At 70.3% G+C, this 17,554-nt stretch carries 21 protein-coding genes; 15 read left to right on the forward strand and 6 right to left on the reverse strand.

Features of this window, described 5'->3' with window-relative positions; genetic code table 11:
* Positions 1-228 precede the first annotated feature (228 nt).
* The 10 genes from NMK44_RS40485 to NMK44_RS40530 all read left to right on the forward strand — a co-directional run bounded on the left by NMK44_RS40485 (position 229) and on the right by NMK44_RS40530 (position 10,034).
* Positions 229-474 carry a WhiB family transcriptional regulator gene (locus tag NMK44_RS40485; RefSeq protein WP_254753010.1) on the forward strand — a complete coding sequence of 82 codons (246 nt, stop codon included), beginning with the start codon at positions 229-231 and terminating at the stop codon, positions 472-474.
* 172 nt (positions 475-646) lie between these two features.
* The gene (locus NMK44_RS40490; RefSeq protein WP_302889196.1) at positions 647-838 is read left to right on the forward strand and encodes a DUF5999 family protein; all 192 of its coding nucleotides are present in this window, start codon (positions 647-649) and stop codon (positions 836-838) included.
* 107 nt (positions 839-945) lie between these two features.
* Positions 946-1,512 (forward strand): DUF6197 family protein, encoded by a 567-nt coding sequence (locus tag NMK44_RS40495; RefSeq protein ID WP_254752977.1) that lies wholly within the window; start codon positions 946-948, stop codon positions 1,510-1,512.
* Positions 1,513-1,661: 149 nt separating this feature from the next.
* Positions 1,662-3,791: a DUF2637 domain-containing protein gene (locus NMK44_RS42580; RefSeq protein ID WP_254752979.1), complete on the forward strand. Its 2,130-nt coding sequence runs from the start codon at positions 1,662-1,664 to the stop codon at positions 3,789-3,791.
* A 249-nt stretch (positions 3,792-4,040) separates the two neighbouring features.
* Entirely contained in the window at positions 4,041-4,511 is a 471-nt protein-coding gene (locus NMK44_RS40505) for a hypothetical protein (protein WP_254752981.1), read from the forward strand.
* On the forward strand, positions 4,508-4,813 hold the full coding sequence (locus NMK44_RS40510) for a hypothetical protein (RefSeq protein ID WP_254752983.1): 306 nt from the start codon (positions 4,508-4,510) through the stop codon (positions 4,811-4,813). Before NMK44_RS40505 ends, NMK44_RS40510 begins: the two co-directional genes overlap by 4 nt.
* A 131-nt stretch (positions 4,814-4,944) precedes the next feature.
* On the forward strand, positions 4,945-7,101 hold the full coding sequence (locus NMK44_RS40515; RefSeq protein WP_254752985.1) for an ATP/GTP-binding protein: 2,157 nt from the start codon (positions 4,945-4,947) through the stop codon (positions 7,099-7,101).
* A gap of 21 nt (positions 7,102-7,122) precedes the next feature.
* Positions 7,123-7,542: a conjugal transfer protein TraB gene (locus NMK44_RS40520; RefSeq protein ID WP_254752987.1), complete on the forward strand. Its 420-nt coding sequence runs from the start codon at positions 7,123-7,125 to the stop codon at positions 7,540-7,542.
* 80 nt (positions 7,543-7,622) lie between these two features.
* The gene (locus NMK44_RS40525) at positions 7,623-9,767 is read left to right on the forward strand and encodes a chromosome segregation protein ParM (RefSeq protein ID WP_254752988.1); all 2,145 of its coding nucleotides are present in this window, start codon (positions 7,623-7,625) and stop codon (positions 9,765-9,767) included.
* A 78-nt stretch (positions 9,768-9,845) separates the two neighbouring features.
* Positions 9,846-10,034: a hypothetical protein gene (locus tag NMK44_RS40530; protein WP_254752990.1), complete on the forward strand. Its 189-nt coding sequence runs from the start codon at positions 9,846-9,848 to the stop codon at positions 10,032-10,034.
* On the opposite strand, the gene NMK44_RS40535 is transcribed toward NMK44_RS40530, so the two are convergent.
* On the reverse strand, positions 10,035-10,196 hold the full coding sequence (locus NMK44_RS40535) for a hypothetical protein (protein ID WP_254752992.1): 162 nt from the start codon (positions 10,194-10,196) through the stop codon (positions 10,035-10,037). It abuts the gene before it with no gap.
* A gap of 221 nt (positions 10,197-10,417) precedes the next feature.
* On the opposite strand from NMK44_RS40535, the gene NMK44_RS40540 reads away from it, so the two are divergent.
* Positions 10,418-10,912, forward strand: a complete 495-nt coding sequence (locus NMK44_RS40540; RefSeq protein WP_254752994.1) for a hypothetical protein — start codon at positions 10,418-10,420, stop codon at positions 10,910-10,912.
* A gap of 140 nt (positions 10,913-11,052) precedes the next feature.
* Here the strand turns inward: NMK44_RS40540 and NMK44_RS40545 are convergent, their stop codons facing one another.
* Positions 11,053-11,301, reverse strand: a complete 249-nt coding sequence (locus tag NMK44_RS40545; RefSeq protein ID WP_302889201.1) for a hypothetical protein — start codon at positions 11,299-11,301, stop codon at positions 11,053-11,055.
* A 472-nt stretch (positions 11,302-11,773) separates the two neighbouring features.
* Here NMK44_RS40545 and NMK44_RS40550 point away from each other — a divergent pair, with 472 nt between their 5' ends.
* The 3 genes from NMK44_RS40550 (at position 11,774) to NMK44_RS40560 (ending at position 13,207) form a co-directional block, all read left to right on the forward strand.
* A complete protein-coding gene (locus NMK44_RS40550) occupies positions 11,774-12,172 on the forward strand; it encodes an NUDIX domain-containing protein (protein ID WP_254752998.1) in 399 nt (132 codons plus the stop codon).
* A gap of 1 nt (position 12,173) precedes the next feature.
* Positions 12,174-12,335: a hypothetical protein gene (locus tag NMK44_RS42860; protein WP_374215416.1), complete on the forward strand. Its 162-nt coding sequence runs from the start codon at positions 12,174-12,176 to the stop codon at positions 12,333-12,335.
* Positions 12,336-12,589: 254 nt separating this feature from the next.
* A complete protein-coding gene (locus tag NMK44_RS40560) occupies positions 12,590-13,207 on the forward strand; it encodes a hypothetical protein (RefSeq protein WP_254753000.1) in 618 nt (205 codons plus the stop codon).
* A gap of 176 nt (positions 13,208-13,383) precedes the next feature.
* On the opposite strand, the gene NMK44_RS40565 is transcribed toward NMK44_RS40560, so the two are convergent.
* The 4 genes from NMK44_RS40565 to NMK44_RS40580 form a co-directional block, all read right to left on the reverse strand.
* A complete protein-coding gene (locus tag NMK44_RS40565; RefSeq protein WP_254753002.1) occupies positions 13,384-13,767 on the reverse strand; it encodes a hypothetical protein in 384 nt (127 codons plus the stop codon).
* 49 nt (positions 13,768-13,816) lie between these two features.
* On the reverse strand, positions 13,817-14,323 hold the full coding sequence (locus NMK44_RS40570) for a hypothetical protein (protein WP_254753004.1): 507 nt from the start codon (positions 14,321-14,323) through the stop codon (positions 13,817-13,819).
* Between the two features lie 616 nt (positions 14,324-14,939).
* Positions 14,940-15,164, reverse strand: a complete 225-nt coding sequence (locus tag NMK44_RS40575) for a hypothetical protein (protein ID WP_254753006.1) — start codon at positions 15,162-15,164, stop codon at positions 14,940-14,942.
* Positions 15,165-15,579: 415 nt separating this feature from the next.
* Positions 15,580-15,846, reverse strand: a complete 267-nt coding sequence (locus tag NMK44_RS40580; RefSeq protein ID WP_254753012.1) for a hypothetical protein — start codon at positions 15,844-15,846, stop codon at positions 15,580-15,582.
* 53 nt (positions 15,847-15,899) lie between these two features.
* Between NMK44_RS40580 and NMK44_RS40585 the strand changes: the two genes are divergently transcribed.
* The gene (locus tag NMK44_RS40585) at positions 15,900-17,309 is read left to right on the forward strand and encodes a Mucin-2 (protein ID WP_254753008.1); all 1,410 of its coding nucleotides are present in this window, start codon (positions 15,900-15,902) and stop codon (positions 17,307-17,309) included.
* Positions 17,310-17,554 lie beyond the last annotated feature (245 nt).

Below are 17,554 nucleotides of genomic sequence, written 5' to 3' on the forward strand. Positions count from 1 at the left end.
CGAGGACCCTGCTTGCCGCGGCTGCTCTCGCGGCCGCGGCGGCGTGGGAAGCCGGTCACCGCGTCACTGACATCCACCCGCCCGCTGGCGATCAGCCCTGCTGCGGGCCTCACTGACTCACCCCAACCGCCCCGCACCGGGGCTGTTTCGCTCATGGACCTTCTGGGAGGCCCTGTGCACATCCTCGTACGCACCGCCCCGTACGGCTACGGCGCTGTCTCCACCGCCGTGCCCATCCGGCTCCGTCCGGCATGTGAGGACGGAGACCCCGAGCTGTTCTTCCCGACTGGTACCACCGGCATGGCGGTGCTCCAGATCGAGGAAGCCAAGGCCGTCTGCCGCCGCTGCCCCCTGATGGAGAGCTGCCTCCAGGGAGCCCTGGAGCGCAACGAGTTGGGCGTGTGGGGCGGCACTGATGAGGACGACCGTCGCGGCATGAAGCGTCGTCGCGCCCGCAAGCGTGCCGCTGTCTGATCTGCCCGCACCGCAGCACCCCCGCAGACCGGCTGCCCCGCCTGGGGTGGCCGGTCTTTGGCACGCCTCCGGCCCGGGAAAGTCCCGGGCCACTTCCCCGGGAGAGCTCATGGAACGCATCACCCAGCTCGACTCCGCGGCGAACGACACCAGCACCCGCCTGCCGGACGCGCTGTGCACGCACACCCCGAAGTGCCCGGCCGCCGACAGCCCGGACCGGGAGGCTGCGCACATCGTGGCCCACCACCCTGAGCAGGGCTGGAGCCTGCTGTGCAACGCCGTCCTGGTCTTCGAGGACACCGGCGAGCTGCTCCCCGACGGCCGGGTCATCGCTCCGCACCGGCCGCTCGCGGTCGTGGCCTGACGGCTGCCTGATCCGCCCGTACCGACCGCCGAACCTTCTGGCGGCTGGGTCGGGCGGTGACGGGGAGCCGGACAGTCCGGACCCGATGACCCTGAGATGAGGCCCGCATGCCCAAGACGACGGCTGCCCCCGCCGCTGCTGCCGTGTTCATCGACGAGACGCTGCGCAAGGCGGCCGACCTCGCTGCCGACGCCTACCGGCCGGTGTGGACCGGCCCGTCCGGCGAGGAGTCCTCCGGCGAGGCCGTGGCCCGCCACCTGGAGGCCACCGTCACCCTCCTCGACAAGGACGGCTGGATCCGCATCTACGACAGCGGCGCGGAATGGTCCGCCGGCAAGACCCTCGCCGACGAGGAGTCGATGACGGTCAAGGCCATGCTCCGCCAGCTGATCCGCTTCGTGCGTGACGAGCTCGGCAGCGACTCCCGCCGCACCCTGTTCACTGCCCTGCGCCACGTCGGCGAGAGCGAGCACGGCGACGCGGACACCCGCTCCATCGCCGAGTCCGTCCTCGACCTGGTGATTCGCGCCCACACCGGCCAGGACCTGGCCCATGCCAACCCGTGGTCGGAGCGCCGGCACCGCACCCACGCGGACATCACCGCGCTGCTGTCCGCCGGCGCCCGGTTCGCCCGGACCTACGGGCCTGCCAGTCAGGAATCGCGGGCTGCCTGACCCGCCTGAACCGACCGTACAGAACGGCCCTCCGAGTCCCCGGCATTACAGCTGCCGGGGCCCCGGAGGGTCTGGTCACGACCCTACCGACCGCCACTGATCCACGGTGCCCCTTCTGCACGGAGGCGCCCGGGAGAGAGGACACCCCCGTGGCCACCAAGACCGCCACCCGCCGCAGGCGCCAGCCCGCGGCGAAGACCCGAACCACCGGGCGTGGCAAGGCACCGACGCAGTCGGCCACCATCCCCGCCCAGACCATCGCCCCCAAGGACACCGCCCCGGCGGTGTACCCCGAGGCTGACCCGCACCTGGCCGACGCCGCCGACCGCGCCGCCGACCTCCGGGACCTGGCCGTCGACGACGTCGCCCGCATCCTCGTCGACGGCGAGCTGCGCGCCACCGATCTGCTGGACGGCGCGCGCAACGAGGCGACCTCGATCACCGAGGCCGCCACGACCGAGCAGTCCCGCCTCCTGGCCGCCGCCCAGGCCGACGCCGACCGGGTCCGCACCGACGCCGCGAGCACCGCGGCCGCCGACGCCGACCATGTCCGTGCCGAAGCCGAAGCCGCGGCGGAGCAACTGCTCGCCGACGCGCGCCGCGAGGCCGACACCGTCACGGCGACGGCGACCGGCGAGGCCGACCAGGTCCTCGCCGCCGCCCGCCGCCAGGCGGAGGAAGCCATCGCCATCGCGGCCGCGAAGGCCGATGAGGTTCGGACTGAGGCCGCGCAGGCCACGGAGAAGGCCCTCGCCGACGCGGACGCCAAGCGCACCGAGCTGCTCGCCGGTGCGGAGCGCACCGCGGCGGAGACCCGCACCCGCGCCACCACCGACGCCGAAGCTCTCCTGGGGCGGGCGCGGGGCGAGGCCGACCGGATGCGCGAGAGCGCGGACGACCAGGCCGCGCAGGTGCGGGCCGGGGCGGAGAAGATGGCCGCCGACCTTCGCGCCGACGCCGACCGCGCGCTGGACGACGCCCGTACGTCCGCTGAGGAGCTGCGTGCCGCCACGGACAAGGACGTCGCCCGGCTGCGGGAGCAGGCGGAGAAGGACGCGACGTTGGCCCGGGAGGCGGTGGCCAAGGCCACGGCTGACCAGGCCGCCGCCGCGCAGAACCGAGCCGAGGCGGACCGGGTCCTTCAGGCGGCGACGGAGCGCACCGTGCAGCGGGCGCGGCGTCGGGAGATCCGGGCCGAGTCCCGCGCCGCGCGGCGCAAGGCCCGCAACGACGCCCGGCCCGCCGGCGGTGTTCCGCCGCTGTCCGGGCAGGAGCTGCTCCTGGTCGCCGGGATCGTCCTGGCGGCCGCAGTTGTCTCCACCCTCGGTCTGCTGTCCTCCTACACCGCGCTGGAGACCAAGGCGTCGGGTTGGGGATGGGAGTGGCCGTGGCTGCTGCCGGTCGGCATCGACGTCGCCATCCCGGCGTTCACCGGCGCCAACCTGGTGCTGATCCGCATGGGCATGGAGCTGCGCTGGATCCGCTGGGTGCCCCGCGCGCTGACGGCGGTGACCGTGTACCTGAACTGGAACGCTTCGGACTCCGCGTCGGGCCGCCTCGGGCACGCGGCCCTCACGCTGCTGTGGGTCGTGTTCTCGGAGATCGCCTCCCACGTGTACGCGACGCGGATCGGTGCGGTCACCGGTAAGAAGCGGATGGAGACGGTGCGGCGCTCGCGCTGGATCCTCGCTCCGATCCCGACCGCCCGGCTGCGCCGCCGGATGATCTTGTGGGAGATCACCTCCTACGAGGAGGCGCTCACCCGCCTCCAAGAGCAGACCTACCTGCGAGCGCAGCTCAAGGAGGAGTACGGGTGGCGGTGGCGGAGTAAGGCTCCGCTGGAGCAGCGGATGGCGCTCAAGCTCGGCTCCGCGCCCGCCGCGCTCGCCGACACGCTCACCCCCGAGGACACGCTCACCGTCGAACGAACGGAGGAGAGCGAGCACGCTCACCCCGACGTGAGCGCGCTCATCTCGGGCGAGGTTCGCGGCGAGCCTGAGCGCCCGGCGCTCACCTCCGGCGCTCACGAAGGTGAGCGCGCCACGGAGGAGACGGACGCTCAGCGAGCGGAGGGCGCGCTTACGCGCAGCGAGACGGAGGCGCTGACCGAGCGCCGCCACGCTCGTATCCGTCTGCTCTACACCGAGCTCGGGCGCCGCCCGCAGTGGACGGAGATCCGCGACGCGCTCACCGGCGCGGGCCTGTCCGACAAGCCGGTCTCCCGCCCGACCGCGCAGCGTCTGCGCGAACAGGTCGAAGAGGCCGCCCCGGGCGCGTAGGTGAGCGCCCGGTGAGCGCCGACGCGCTCACCCCCGGCAGTCCCCTGCCGCTCATGGTCGCCCCCGGCCCGCGCCCACGCTCCCGAGCGTGAGCGCGGACCGGTGACGGCCACGGCCGGCAGGCCGCTCGCCCGCGCCCGCCCCGAGCGGGGCGCGGGCGAGTTCGTTCCGAGCACCACCCACCCCGCGCAACAGCCTCGGGGACACGGACTCCCCCTCCCCAACCCCGAGACCTGGAGGTCTTCTCGCATGAACAGCAACGACCCGTCCCACTCTCCTCTGCGCGACGTCGCGCAGAGCCCGGAGGCAACCGCCCGGTACCTGGCCGACGTTCAGCGGGTCCTGCTGGACATCGGCAAGAACCTGGAGACCCTCGCGCACGAGACCCGCGTGCACCTGCGCGACACGCACGTGGAGGGCGACCGCTGGTACCACGCCAGGCTGCGCGCGATGCCCGTGGAAAAGGCCCTCGGAAACGTGCTCAAGAACCTGAACAACCTCACCGAGGGCCTGGAAAAGAGCGCCTACAAGCGCCGCGCCCACGACGAGGCCGTGGTGAATACGGTCAAGGACAGGAAGGAAAAGGAGATCGAAAGGCGGCGGAAGAAGAACCCGCCGACCCTCCAGGCCGCACCCAACCCGCCGCAGGGTGCGCAGAACCAGAATTCTGGCTACAGTGGTCCCACGTCGATTTACGACCTGGGTCGGGAGTCGGCGTGAACCGCCCCCTCAGCAGCGCCGAACGTTCCGCCGAACGGCGCCAGAACTGGCTGAAGGAAGAGGCGACGAAAGCCCGTGAATCTCGCGGCGAGGCAGGGCAGATGGAATTCTGGCTCCGCCTGGTGCGATCCCGAATGGCCAAGGACGTCAAAGCCGGTCGCGGCGACGTCTACTCCGGATTCGCGCTGATCTGCCGCCTGTTCATCACGGCGATGGACCAGCGCGTGGAGGGCAACGGACGGCTCTGGAACGACCTGCTGCAGTACGCGGAGCAGGTCGTGGCGAAGCACCCCCCCGCGTAACTGAACGTCACCAGCGAAGGCCCCGCCGGGCTCCGGCGGGGCCTCGCGCGCGTAAAGCGTGCACACGTGCGCGTGCACACGCGTGCACACAAGACCCCACGCTCTGTCAAGTCCCAGGAGGGAGGCGCATCATGTCCGATGAGGACGGCACCGGGACCCTGGTCCATGGGCCCTGGAGTGGTGATTCCACGTACGTGCCACCGCCGATCCCGGATTACGGCGACACCATTCCGCCGCCGGAAGACATTCCCCCGGTCCCGCCGGAGTCGCCGGAGGAGACGACGATGGAACTTCCGCCGATTCCGGCGGCTCCGGACCCGTCTACGTCGCTGCGTTCCGAAGGAATTACCGTGCCGGAAGCCGGTGAAGATGACGGTGAATACGAGGAAGGCGAATACGAGCAGCCTCGTTCTCTCGCTGACCGTCTCGGTGACTGGTTGGAGTTCCGGCTGGAAATGGCGCGGGCCAATTATGAAAGCGAAGCGCCTTTCCGTGAGGCTGAAATAGCGCGTAAGGCGGCGCTGCTGGAGGGCCGTACCGCGCAGGAAGTCGCGATGATGGAGCAGAACGGAAAGCTCCATGCCGCGATGATGAAGGCGAAGGGCGACAAGGCAGCGGCGCGCGGAAAGGCCGATGCAGACCGCACAAAGGCGTCCGGCTCCGGTCTGGGTGCGGACAAGGGCCGCTCGAAGGCCAGCGGCGGGGGCGGGTCATCGCGCGGCGGAGGCGGCAGCGGACCGTCCCGCAACAACTTGAGCCCGGGACCGAACCGCTCCGGGTCCTCGCGCGGCCCCAACTCCGCTGGCTGCGACGGGCGTTCGGGGTCCAGAGCGACCGGGGGCGGCGGAGGCGGCAAGGGCGGCACGAAGGGCGCTGACCGGGCCTCTGGCGGCCGAAATGCCGGTCCCCAGCGCAAGGGGTCGTCCGGAGGGTCGAAAGGCTCTCAGGCGGGCTCTGGCGGATCCGGCCGGGGTCACAACTCGAAGGGAGACGGCGGCGGTCGGGCGCAGCACGGTCCGGTGTCCAGCGCCCGTGCCGAGCGGGCCCGCGGCCGCCAGGAGCGCGCCGGGGTCCGGCAGGGCGGGCGGCAGGAACGGCGCAGTGCCGGGCACGCCGCCGGCGTCGCGGACCGGTCCAAAGATCGCGACCAGGACCGTGCCCAGCGGCAGCAGGCGTGGGAGGACCGTCGGGCCAAGCGCCAGGAGCGGGACGCGGTGCGGAAGGCGAAGCGGGAAGCCGCCGCCTCGTCCGAGCCGGGTCGCACCACGTTGGGCCAGGCCGTCGGCGAGGAAGCCCAGCGCCGCTGGGACAAGCGTCGTGCCGATGCCAAGGCCGCCAAGGCCGCGAAGGACGGCAAGGAGGCGGAGGACACGAAGTCCGGCACCGAGAAGGTGAACCTGACCAAGGACAAGGACTCCAAGGCCAAGGGTGCCCCTGACGGGGCCTCCAGCGCCGCGAAGGACGGCACTGCGGGCGATACACCGGGGACGGACTCCACAGCTGGTGCCGGGCCGTCTGACGGTGCGAAGAAGCGGCGCCGGTCCTGGCGTCGGGGTACCGGCGCGGGGACGACTGGACGGCACGGGCGTGCCCACCACACCGGCCGTACCGGCCGGACGGGACGCGGTCGTACGGGCCGGACCGGTCGGCGCGGCCGTCCGGCGGACAGCCCGTTCGGCGCCGAGGACTCCACCCCCACGGTGGAGTGGCCGGAGCACGACACCCGCCCGCCCAAGCGCGCTGCAAACGGCGAGGACGACATCGTCGACGCGGACATCGTCCCCGACGCGCCCCCGGCTGTGACCACCGGCGTCAAGGGCCTGCCGCCCGCGCCGGAGAAGCACACTGCACGGCCCGGCACCAGCCGACCGACCAGCACGGAAGGGAGTAGCGTGAGCAGCTTGGGTGCCCAGCACCGCACGGACATCACGTTCGACGAGTACCTGATGGAGATGGCGAGGATCGCCATCAAGACCGCCTCTGACCAGGAGCGCGCCGAAGCCTTGATGGAGGCCCTCACCAAGGTCGCCGACGCTCTGCGGGACATGGCCGCCGACCTGGTAGACGACCACAACATCTCCACCAAGGTCACCGACCTGATCATCGACCTGGCGGACTCCGCAGCCCGCATGAAGGCCCAGGCCAAACGGTGTGCTGAGCAGTGCGGCATCGCCAATGAGGCCTCCAAACTCGCGGCCGTGATGGTCGCCCGCGTCTACGGCGAGGACATGGGCGCCAAGGAAGACGCCGACCTCCAGCACGCGTCGGCCGCTGTCCACCACGACTAGAACCCTGGAGGAAACCCGCTGATGAGCAGCGACCTCGCACCCCGCAAAGGCAGCGCCGCGCCCGCCGTGGCCGACGGCGACAACCGATACAAGGCCGTCCAGGCCAAGCTGGACAAGCTCGGCAAGACCATGGACGACGCCACCCTCGAACTCGAGGGACTGCGGCGCAGCATGCAGGCCAACGCCAGGCACACCGACGGCGTCGCCACCGACATCGAGAACGCCGACTTGGACCCGAAGTTCGTCGGGCTCACCGCCAACGTGGCCTCCGCCCTGGGTGGCGCCGCCCGGGAGGTCCGGACGCTGTCCGACACCGCCCAGGAGACCGCCGACCTCACCCACGACGCCCGGCGCACCCACTCGACGCTCTACGGCGCGCTGGACGACATCCGCTCCAACCGGCGCGAGAAGACGCCCCGGCCCGGATTCTTCAGCCGCTGACCCACTCCCCCACCCTCGCCGCCACGGGCGGCCCCGCGCTCTGCGGGGCCGCCCGTGCCCGTTCCCGAAGGAGTACACCGGTGGCCACGCCGCGCAGTGTCGCGCTCGAACGCCTCGCCTACACCCTCGCCGCGCCCGTGCTGGCCGTGGCCCCGAACCTGCACCCCGACAGCCCCGTCAACCAGGTCGTGCAGCTGGCGGGCGCGGCCGGGATCGGTGGCTGGTTCCTGGCCGCCAAGAGCGATGAGCCCGGCGCCGGGCGCAAGATCCTTCGCTGGTGCCCGCTGGTCCTGGCCGCCGCCGTCGACGTCGCCGCCGGGCACACCCCCGGCTTCGGCCCGTACTGGACGGACGGGCTGCTCGCCGCCGGTTGGGCGGCGGCCGGCTACCTGGTGATGCCGTTCTCCCGGCACACCCGCCGCCACCACCGCCCCGCCCTCGCCGCCCCCGCCCCGTATCCGGCGCCCGCCGAAGTCCTCGAGGAGTCGGTGGCGCAGCCGGACGACGGAGCCGACCTGCTCACCCGCGACGCCCGGGTGCTGTGGGAGCAGGCCGGGATGCCCGGCCGCACGCACATCGTCAAGGCCACCCGGCACCCCGGCATGCGCAACGACATGACGATCCTGCTGCGCGCCTCGGAGACCGGACGGCCGATCACCGGCCTCCACGAGGCGGCTGTCGCCGCGCCGTTCGGCGTGCACTCCAGCGACGTCGTCCTAGCGGAGGTCGCCACCCAGCCCGGCCGCCAGGGCGGCCCCGGCTGGATGGAGGCCCGCATCACCCCCGACGCCAACGCCCGGCGCCGCACCAAGCCGACCGACCAGGAGCGCTGGACGGACCGGATCGGCGGCCCCAAGGGCGGCGCCCCCGGCTCCGAGCTGGTCCACAAGACCCGCGACGAGATGCGCGGGGTGACGTTCTACCGGGCGAAGATGGCCGACTCCACCGAGTCGCCGCGCATCGACCTGGCCAAGGTCTGCCGCGCACTCGGGCTGCCCGAGGACGACTCCTGCGTGTTCGTCCTCATCGACGGCTCGGAGTTCCTGATCAGCGCGTTCGATGAGCCGCCGCTGTCGCAGATCTTCTCCGCCACCCGAGAGCTGCTCACCCCGGACGCCAAGGGCATGTACGTGTGCGGGTTCACCATCACCGGCCAGCCGGTGAAGACGATGGTGTACCAGCACGACAAGAACGCCGCGGCTCACGGCCTGACCCTCGGGGTGTCCCGATCTGGAAAGACGCAGTTCTTCGCGATCAACATGGCCGCTCAGTCCCTGGACGGCCAGGTGGTGTGGCTGTCCACCGTCCGCAAGGACGAGAAGACCACCGTGCTCGGTCGGTACATCGACCGGCAGGGCTCGAATGCGCTGTGGATGGCACGGCAGTTGCGGGCGGCGAAGGCGCTGTGCGAGATCCGGGCGGAGATGCCCTGGCCGCACGATGGCCAGCCGCACGACTACAAGCCGGGTGACAAGCGCTGCCCCTACCGGCAGCTGAACGTGTACGGGGATGAGTTCATGACCGCGGCGCAGGACGGGGACTTCGGCGAGTTCATCCAGAAGGATGGCGACGACCTCACGGTCACCGGGCTCAAGTACGGCATCGGCTTCAACCCGGCCGGACAGTCGCCGTTCGCGCACAACGGGTTCTCGACCGAGATGAAGGACAACCTGCGGCAGAACAGCCGGCCGGTCATCTTCAACATGGGTTCGCCCGGCGCCACCCGCAAGGCGGCGGAGGGCACCATGGAGAACCCGTACGACGTGCCGACCATCCCGGCCCGCTACTCCCGCCAGGAGGGTTCCGCGATCGACCGCGCCATGCGCGGCGAGGCCGACCCGGAGAATGGCGTCTCTACCGGCGGCGTCGCGGTCATCGTCCTCGACAACGGCCGCGCCGTGCTCATGCGGTCGCTGTACGCGGACTTCGACACCGACCTCGCCCACCTCTTCCCTGACGAGGTCAACCGGCTCACCGACTACGAGATCAGCGAGCTGACCAAGCGCGGCCTGTGGTTCGACTGGAATGAGCCCGTGCGACCCGGCGAGTTCTGGCCTGAGCCCGACGAGGACGACGGAGGCGAGGGCCGGTCCCGCCGACGCGGCGGCGGAGGCGGCGGCAAGGGCGGTGACGGGCGTGGCTCCAAGGGCGGCGGTCGCCGCTCCGAGCAGGTCGCCTCTCCCCGCCAGGCGCTGGAGGCGATCAAGAGCCTCACCGACGCCTGATCACACCCCATCCACCCCGGGGCCGGCCCGCCCGAGCACGGCCGGCCCCACCGATCCCTGCGAAGGAGCACCACCGCCGTGGCCTTCTCCATCTCCGCCGCCGCGCTGCTGGGCATCATCGTCGTCGTCCTGCTCAAGGGCGGATACGTCCGCGTCGGCTCCGCCCTGGCCCGCACGCTGTTCGGCTTCACCCTCGCCGCGACCGGCCTGGCCCCCACCATCAACAGCGGCCTCACCTCACTCGCCGGACTGATCTCCAGCCTCTGACTACGCCTCTGTCCACGGCGGGTCGTGCGTGTAGTTGAGTCCGTCGCAGAAGCGGCAGTCCCACTCCGAGGGCACCTCCCACTTGTCGACCCAGAAGCCGACCTGCTTGCCCACGAAGTAGTTGTCACCTCCGCACCACCCGCACTCGAAGACGAACTCCACCCCAGCCCCTTCCCCGCGCCTGCCTATTCCGGAGATGCCCGGAGCGCGTGTGCAGTGACTACCCACTGACAGCACCCAACCCCCCTTCTACGCAACGCCGAAGGGCGCCGCCGGACACGATGGCCAGCGGCACCCTTCGTCGTCGCGCGCCCCTCCCCCACGCGCCCTCTCGGCCACCACGGCCAGGAGGGCGTTCCTCTTCGCGTGATCGGAGACGACCGATGGACCCCCTGAACGGCACCCAGTCCCGCATGCCCGAGTCCGAGGCCGCGGCCGAAGCCCGCCGCCTGCTCGACGAGTGGGCGGCCCGGCCCGTACGCCACCACCCCACCTCGTTCCGCGACGCCACCGAGCCTCCGGCCTTCGGCACCACCCCGCCCGTGCCGCAGCCGGACCACCGGATCGTGCCCGCCTGGGCGGCCGGGATCGCGGTTGCCTCCATCGGCGTCGGCACCGGTGTCACCGGCATCGGCTGCGGCGCCTGGCTCATGCTCCAGGGCCTGGCCTCCGTCAGCCTCGCCGGAGTCCTCATGGTCACCCTGCCGTTCGCAGGTCTGGCCATGGCCGCCACCGCCATCGGCGGCGCGATCAGCAAGGCCCGCGCAGCCATCACCAAGAACGTCTACGAGGCTCCGGTCACCCACCACACCGAGATCCACAACAACACCACCACGCGCGGCGCGTTCTTCGCCCGCACTCGCAACGAGATCCGCTGACGCCCACCATCGCCCTCCGGCAGAAGGAGCAGCCACGCCATGTCCCGCAGCGACAAGCCGATCCGCAAGCAAACCTGACAGGCCGCTCAGCCCGCTCCAAGGCCGACCGAGACTCGTTGCCCGCGCGCACCACGAAGCGTCTACTGGTCAGAGGGATCGGTGAACGAGATCGGCTTGCCGGTGGCGTGGGCGTACGCGATCTCCCTGCTCGTGGACTCGCCGATATACCCGCCTGGGTTGACGACCAGAATCCGGTCAGCCAGGTCGATCTTGCGCAGATGGAGGGCATCCAGCGCGATCTTCTGCTCGTTGGTGATCAACTCGTCTGCCTCGCCGGGCGCGACGACGATGACACCTGCGAAGGTCAGATCACGGTTCGCCGCACGCATCTCGTCCACGAACCGAGTAGAGCCGCAGATGCAAACGATCTCAGGTCGGTCGGGCACGGCTCAGTCCTTCGGGGCGAACGGGAAACCGTCAGTTGCACGTTGACATCACAGACGGGCACACGAGCCAACAGTTTACGTAGCGAGCTGGACACCACGAGGCTGCATCGTCGCAGGCACGGGAGGCGTGGCCCGTGCTGAGGATGACACTGCTCGACGCCGAAGTCCGGGGTGCACCCGGCTCACCAGCTTCCTTCAGCAACACGGCCGCATCCCTCAGCGCCACCGCCACGGCCTCTGCGGCACCTCCACGCTGGCATACGGCACCTGCAGAACAAGTGCGCTCCGCCAATACCTCTGCGCACCCAGAGCGTCTGCGACCCGTGCGACAAGGGATACGAGCCCACCCCTGGCACGTACATCGAACTCCCGGCCAAGCACCTGCTGGCCGCCTGATCCAGAAGGACACCAGCCCATGACCACCGACACCACCGACGAGACGATCCGCTACACCGCCGACGTCGTCCTGCTCGCCGCCGACCACGTCCTGCTGATCGAGCGAGGATGGGAGCCGTTCGCGGGTGCCTGGGCGCTCCCGGGAGGCCACGTTGACTCCGGGGAGAGCAGCCTTGCCGCTGCGGCTCGCGAGCTGGAGGTGGAGACCGGCATTACCGTCCCGGACGCCGACCTCCGGCAGGTGGGCGCCTACGACGCCCCTAGCCGTGACCCGCGCGGCCGGTACGTCACCGTCGCCTACACGGCTACCTTGCCCGCGACCGTCCCGCCGTCGGCGGGAGACGACGCGACGGCCGCCCGCTGGTGGCCCCTGGACGCGCTCCCGGATCTCGCGTTCGACCACGCCGCGGCCCGCTGACGTGGCCGCCCGTAGTCTGCGCGCCACACTGCTGCTCGCCGTCGTCGTCCCGCCCACCGTGGTGGCGGTCGCCGCCGTACTCAAGGCCGGTCACTGGAAGCTGTACGCCGATCGGTACCGCATCGAGATCACCGGTCGGCCCCGGCCCAACTGCCCGCGCTGACACGGCGAAGGCGGCTGGCGGACCGGCGGGGCCTTCCCCGAGATGGAGGCGTGCGGCTGCTGGGCAGACCGGCGCGAGATCCGCATCCGACTCCTGCCCGTTCCGGCCTGGGACGAGCCGCCCGTTGAACACCAACGCCCCCGGCCGAACTCAGGCCGGGGGCGAAGCACCGCCCGGGGCGACCGCAGCATCGCTAAGAGGCCGACCGCCTCACAGACCCCAACCCGAACACCGAGATGAGGAGCACACCCAGCATGACCGATTGCCTCCGAGCCATCGAGGGCCTGGCGCTGGTCGCCGCCCTCACTGCTGTCTTCGATGGCGTCCACGCCTTGGGGGACCAGTTTGTGCAGCGGGAGCACGACGCACTGACCAAGGGGATGCATGGCTCCCACCTGGTCTACGTCAACGACGGCTCCCCGGTGGAAGAGAACCCGTGGCGGCACGGCAAGGAGGGCCGCACCTGTACCGCCAGCGCGTACGGCCGCCGCTCGGTGAGCCGACACTGCCTCAGCTACAGCGCCGTGCAGCTCGCCTCCACCCTCACCGTCACCCGCACCCTGGGCTATCGCGTCCCGGCCAAGGCGCTGCTGGCGGGCACCGCGATCAACGCGATCACCCACGGAATCCTGGACAGGCGCGACCCGTTGCTCTGGCTCGCGGAGAAGGCTGGCAAGACCGGCTACATCAAGCACGCCACGGTCGTCCGCAAGGCCGGCGGCGAGGGCACCGAGTACCCCAAGGCCGTCCAGGACGTCTCCGGTCCGGGGACCGCGCTGATGGAGCTGGACCAGGCGGCGCACCGCGCGATCGGCGTCGCCGCCGCGCTCGTCACCACCTGGATCACCCTGCGCACGAGCTGCCGCCGGTAGCCCCCGCCGCCCGCGCCCGGCTGGAGCGGCTGCCTTCCTCCGCCGGGATCGCCAGGCTCAGCTGGACCAGGGCCGATGTCCGGACGCGACAACAAGTGAACACGCAGGCTGGTGAGGGTGCCCCGCACCATGTGCGGGGCACCCTCCGTCTGTCGTTGGTCAGAACATGTCTCAGGTCAGAACATGTTGGGGACGAGCCCCGCGGCGGTGCCGCCCAAGACGGGTACTGCAAGGACCAGCCATCCGCGCACTCCGCGTCCGGCCGGTTTTTCTTCCTGCCGGATCATCAAGGCAAGAGCCATTCCGGCGGTGGCAGGGAGGACCACGCCAAGGAGGCCGAGCAGGAGGAGGTCAGGGACGGGGTGGCGTGAGATGGCCCAGCCGCTCGCGACACTCAGCCCGGCCGCGGTCAGCATCTGGCGAGTCGGCTGCAACTGCCCGAACCGCTCGCGGTCCGCGCCTGCGACCTTGGTCCGAGTGCGGACGGTGGCGGCCATCCACAACAGACCCGCCACGACGAGCAGGGTTTCCGCAGCGAAGACGATGCGTGCTACGAGCATGGGACGGTCGCCTCCTCGTTCCTCTTCTCCCCGTTCGTCTCCTCCGTGTTCAGGCGCACGCGGCCTTGACGCCCCCGAGGCCTAGCAGTTGAGTGCCGACCCACTGAAGGTCGTTGCCCAGCGTGTGGCCCCTACCCTTGCGGATCGCCTTGATCGCGCGCACGATCCGCTTGACCCCGACTCTCTTGGCCACCTTGACGATCTTCAGCATCTTCGCAGCGGGCAGAAGGTTGGATCCGACAGCGATGGAAACAGCCCCGATGCACGCGAAGTTGAACCAGCCACTCGCCACTTGCTGAACCGCGGTCGCGGACTGCTTGCCCCCCTCTTGCTTTTCCAGCTGCTTCAGGTAGTCCAGCGTGGCCTGGTCACCCCGTTCCAGTACGTCCTCGGGTATGACTATTAACTGGTTGATCACGTTTTCCCACTGTGCGTCAGTGAGTTCGATCTCGTCCTCGTTCGCGGAGGCCGACGCGGCGACGGGTGCTCGGTGCGCTTCGCTTGCGTGCGCGCCGCTCACCGTCGTGAAAAGTGCCCCTGCGGTGAGAGCGGACACCAGGAGGGTGCTGGTCCGAGTAACTCGGGACAGACGGGCGTTGCTGAATCTTCCGGACATGTGCTGGCGATGCCCCTTCGGGGTTGTGTGAACGCGGCGCCGACCCCGCCCCCCGTGGGTCCAACGGGGATGTGCCGTACGTCCGCGGTTGCTCTTGGTCAGAGAGAATCGCCGACGTCTCCCACCATGAATTGCCGGTCAGGCAAATGGATCGAACGTGCGGCGACTAGGTCAAATTATCGTGATCACGGCAGTGGGGGCAACGGATCTGAGGTGTATTTTGAGGAAACATGTCGCCTTATGTTGAAGCAGGCGTCACGTCCGACGAGAGAGAGCGGGCGAAACCTGGCATAGATATTGCTAACAGGGCGTACCGCGCCTTCGGCGTAGGACCCGGAATCACCGGCGCGCGAGTGGGCCGCGTCGGCGGGACCGCCGGGGCGGGCGGGATGTCAACGCTGAGGCGAGTACTCGAAGTGCTGACCTGGCTCGATGACCAGGGAACAAGTCTTGACCAGCTCACTCAGCTCGACCTCGACCGGTGGCTCGACGAAGGCAGCATCACGAGAAGGGACGTCAGACCCTTCATCACCTGGGCAGGCGCTGCGGCCTCGCCTCAGATCTGAGCGTGCCGCCCCCACGCATCACCGCACCGAAGACGTTCATCAAAGAGGAAGAGCGGGTTCAGCAACTGCGCCGTTGCCTCTCGGCAGAAGCTCTCCCAGGCATCGTCCGCACCGTCGGGGCCTTGGTACTGCTCTTCGGATTTCCCTACACGCGGCTCCTCGGCCTCGCCATCCACCACGTTATCGTTCAGCGGCGACGCCGTGGGACTCAGCATCGATGGACACAGTCTGCGTTTGCCGCCCAGAGTCGATCAACTGCTGCTTGAGCAGCGGAAAGTAAGCGCGGAGCGCTGGACTATCAACCAGACAGCCAGCACAACACCGTGGCTCTTCCCCGGCCAGGAACCGCGCGACCCATCCGGTCCGAATACCTAGGCCTACTGCTCCGACGTCACGGCTTCGAAGGCCTCGCCAGCCGCAACAGCGCCCGTCTTGCCCTGGCCTCAGACCTGCCGGCATCCGTCCTCGCCGACCTCACCGGCACGAGCATCAGCAACGCCACACGGTGGACCGCATACGCGAAGCGTGACTGGTTCGACTACATCGCCTGTCGCAAGCAAACCTGACAGACCGCGCTCAGCCCGCTCCAAGGCCGACCGAGATTCGTTGCCCGCGCGCACCACGAAGCGTCTACTGGTCAGAGGGATCGGTGAACGAGATCGGCTTGCCGGTGGCGTGGGCGTATGCGATCTCCCTGCTCGTGGACTCGCCGATATACCCGCCTGGGTTGACGACCAGAATCCGGTCAGCCAGGTCGATCTTGCGCAGATGGAGGGCGTCCAGGGCGCCGGCCCCCGGGCCGGCGGGCATCTGGCCTTGCTCGAGCTGCCGGTATGCCTCGACCGTCCGCTTGACCAGCCGGACAGCTGGTGGCGTTCGGCGGTTCCTGAGGGGCATACGGGAGATCATGGTCGCGGACCAATCGGGGAAGACACAGGGGTAGGGGAATCATGACGGCGTTCCACGCGTCCGCGCTGGATGGAGTCGCCCGCAATCCGGCGCTGCCAACACCGCTGCTACTGCGCCTGCTCGCCTTCGAGGGGGACGGTGACCGTCCGCCTCGTGACGCCCTCCAGCGGGCCGGACTCCCAGAGTCGGCCGTCGCGGTGATCCTGGCCCATCCGAACCCGGGCGCCCGGATCGACTTCGCCATGAGCGCCAGGGCGGAGCCTGCACAGCGGGCCCGGCTCGCGGACGATCCTTCTCCCAAGGTGCGGGCAGCTCTTGCGTATGGACCCGAGGTGTACGACCTGCGCACAAAGATCGCGCCGCTCCCGGACGCCGTGTGCGTCCGCCTGCTCGATGACCCCGCCCCTTCTGTCCGGACGGCGCTGCTGGACTCGCCCCATTTGGCGCGGTCGTTCGTCGCCTCGATAGCTACTCATCACAGTTCGGCAGCGCGCCGGAAAGCGGTGCGTGCATGGGAGATCCTGCCGCCGGGCGAGCGGTCGGCGCTGCTGGCCGACCCTGATTCCGAGGTGCGGCGGGCCGCCGCGCTGTGGGAGTGCCGGCGCGACGCACACGTCACCGCCGAACTCCTCCGCGATCCGAAGACCGTCGCCGAGGCGCTGCGCCGGGGGCTCCTCGTCCGCGCCGACGCCGAGCGGTGCGTCGCCGAGCGGAAGCACCTGGCGGCCCTCGCCGAGAACCCGTCGCTGCCCGCCGACCTCGTGGAGCGGCTCGCCGTCGACCCCGACGAGGCCGTACGGCTCGCGGTTTCCCTCCGGCCCGAGCTGGACGAGGCACGGCGCATGGCGATCGACTTCACGGCCGGCGACTTCGACAGGGGCGACGGCGTGCAGTGGGTACGGGACGAGCTCGCCAACCCCGAGGTGCTGCGTCGGGCCGCGGTCACCGCACACCCGCTGCTCCGGCGCGCCGCTGCCCGGAGCCCCCACCTGCCGCCCGACCTGCTGCGCCTACTCGCACGCGTCGAGGACCCAGTGGTGGAGAACCTCCTGGGCATTCACCACCCCGACACCCCGGAGGAGGTCCTGATGCGCGTGTATGCGAGGCTCGGCGGGACGTTCTCCGCCTGGATGGCGGAGACGCACCCTCGCTTTCCCCGCGAGGGCCTTGCCACCCGCTACGCGGACCACCCGGACGGCAACTACCGCCGACTGGCTGTCCGGGACCCGGCCGCCACGCCCGCGCAGATCGAACGGCTCAGCCATGACCCCGAGGTCTGGACGCGCCAAGCGGCGGCTGGCGACCCGCGCCTGCCGCTCCAGCGCCTCCGCGAGGCGCTCCATGTCCCCGAACTGGCCTCCAGCGCGGGCGCCAACCCGGCGCTCCCCGAAGACGAGATGGCCACCGTCCTCGACACCTGGATCACCCTGCCTACGACCCGCGACTGGTAACCTCCGCCGCCTGCCCCCGGCTGGAGCGGCTGCGTTCCTCCGTCGGGATCGCCAAGCTCGCCGTCCAGCAACTTGAAGACGAACTCGGGCACGCCGCATAGCCAATCAGGTACCGGAATGTAGGGTCTCAAATTTCGCGGCACAATCTCATCTCCGATGGCACATCGGCGACACTTATGCCGTCTTCGTGAGACTCGCTGGTCGGAGCGTTCACCCTTTTGGGTGACGGGGATTCCGCCCGCTCC

Source organism: Streptomyces cucumeris (genome assembly GCF_024295805.1).
Taxonomy (GTDB): domain Bacteria; phylum Actinomycetota; class Actinomycetes; order Streptomycetales; family Streptomycetaceae; genus Streptomyces; species Streptomyces cucumeris.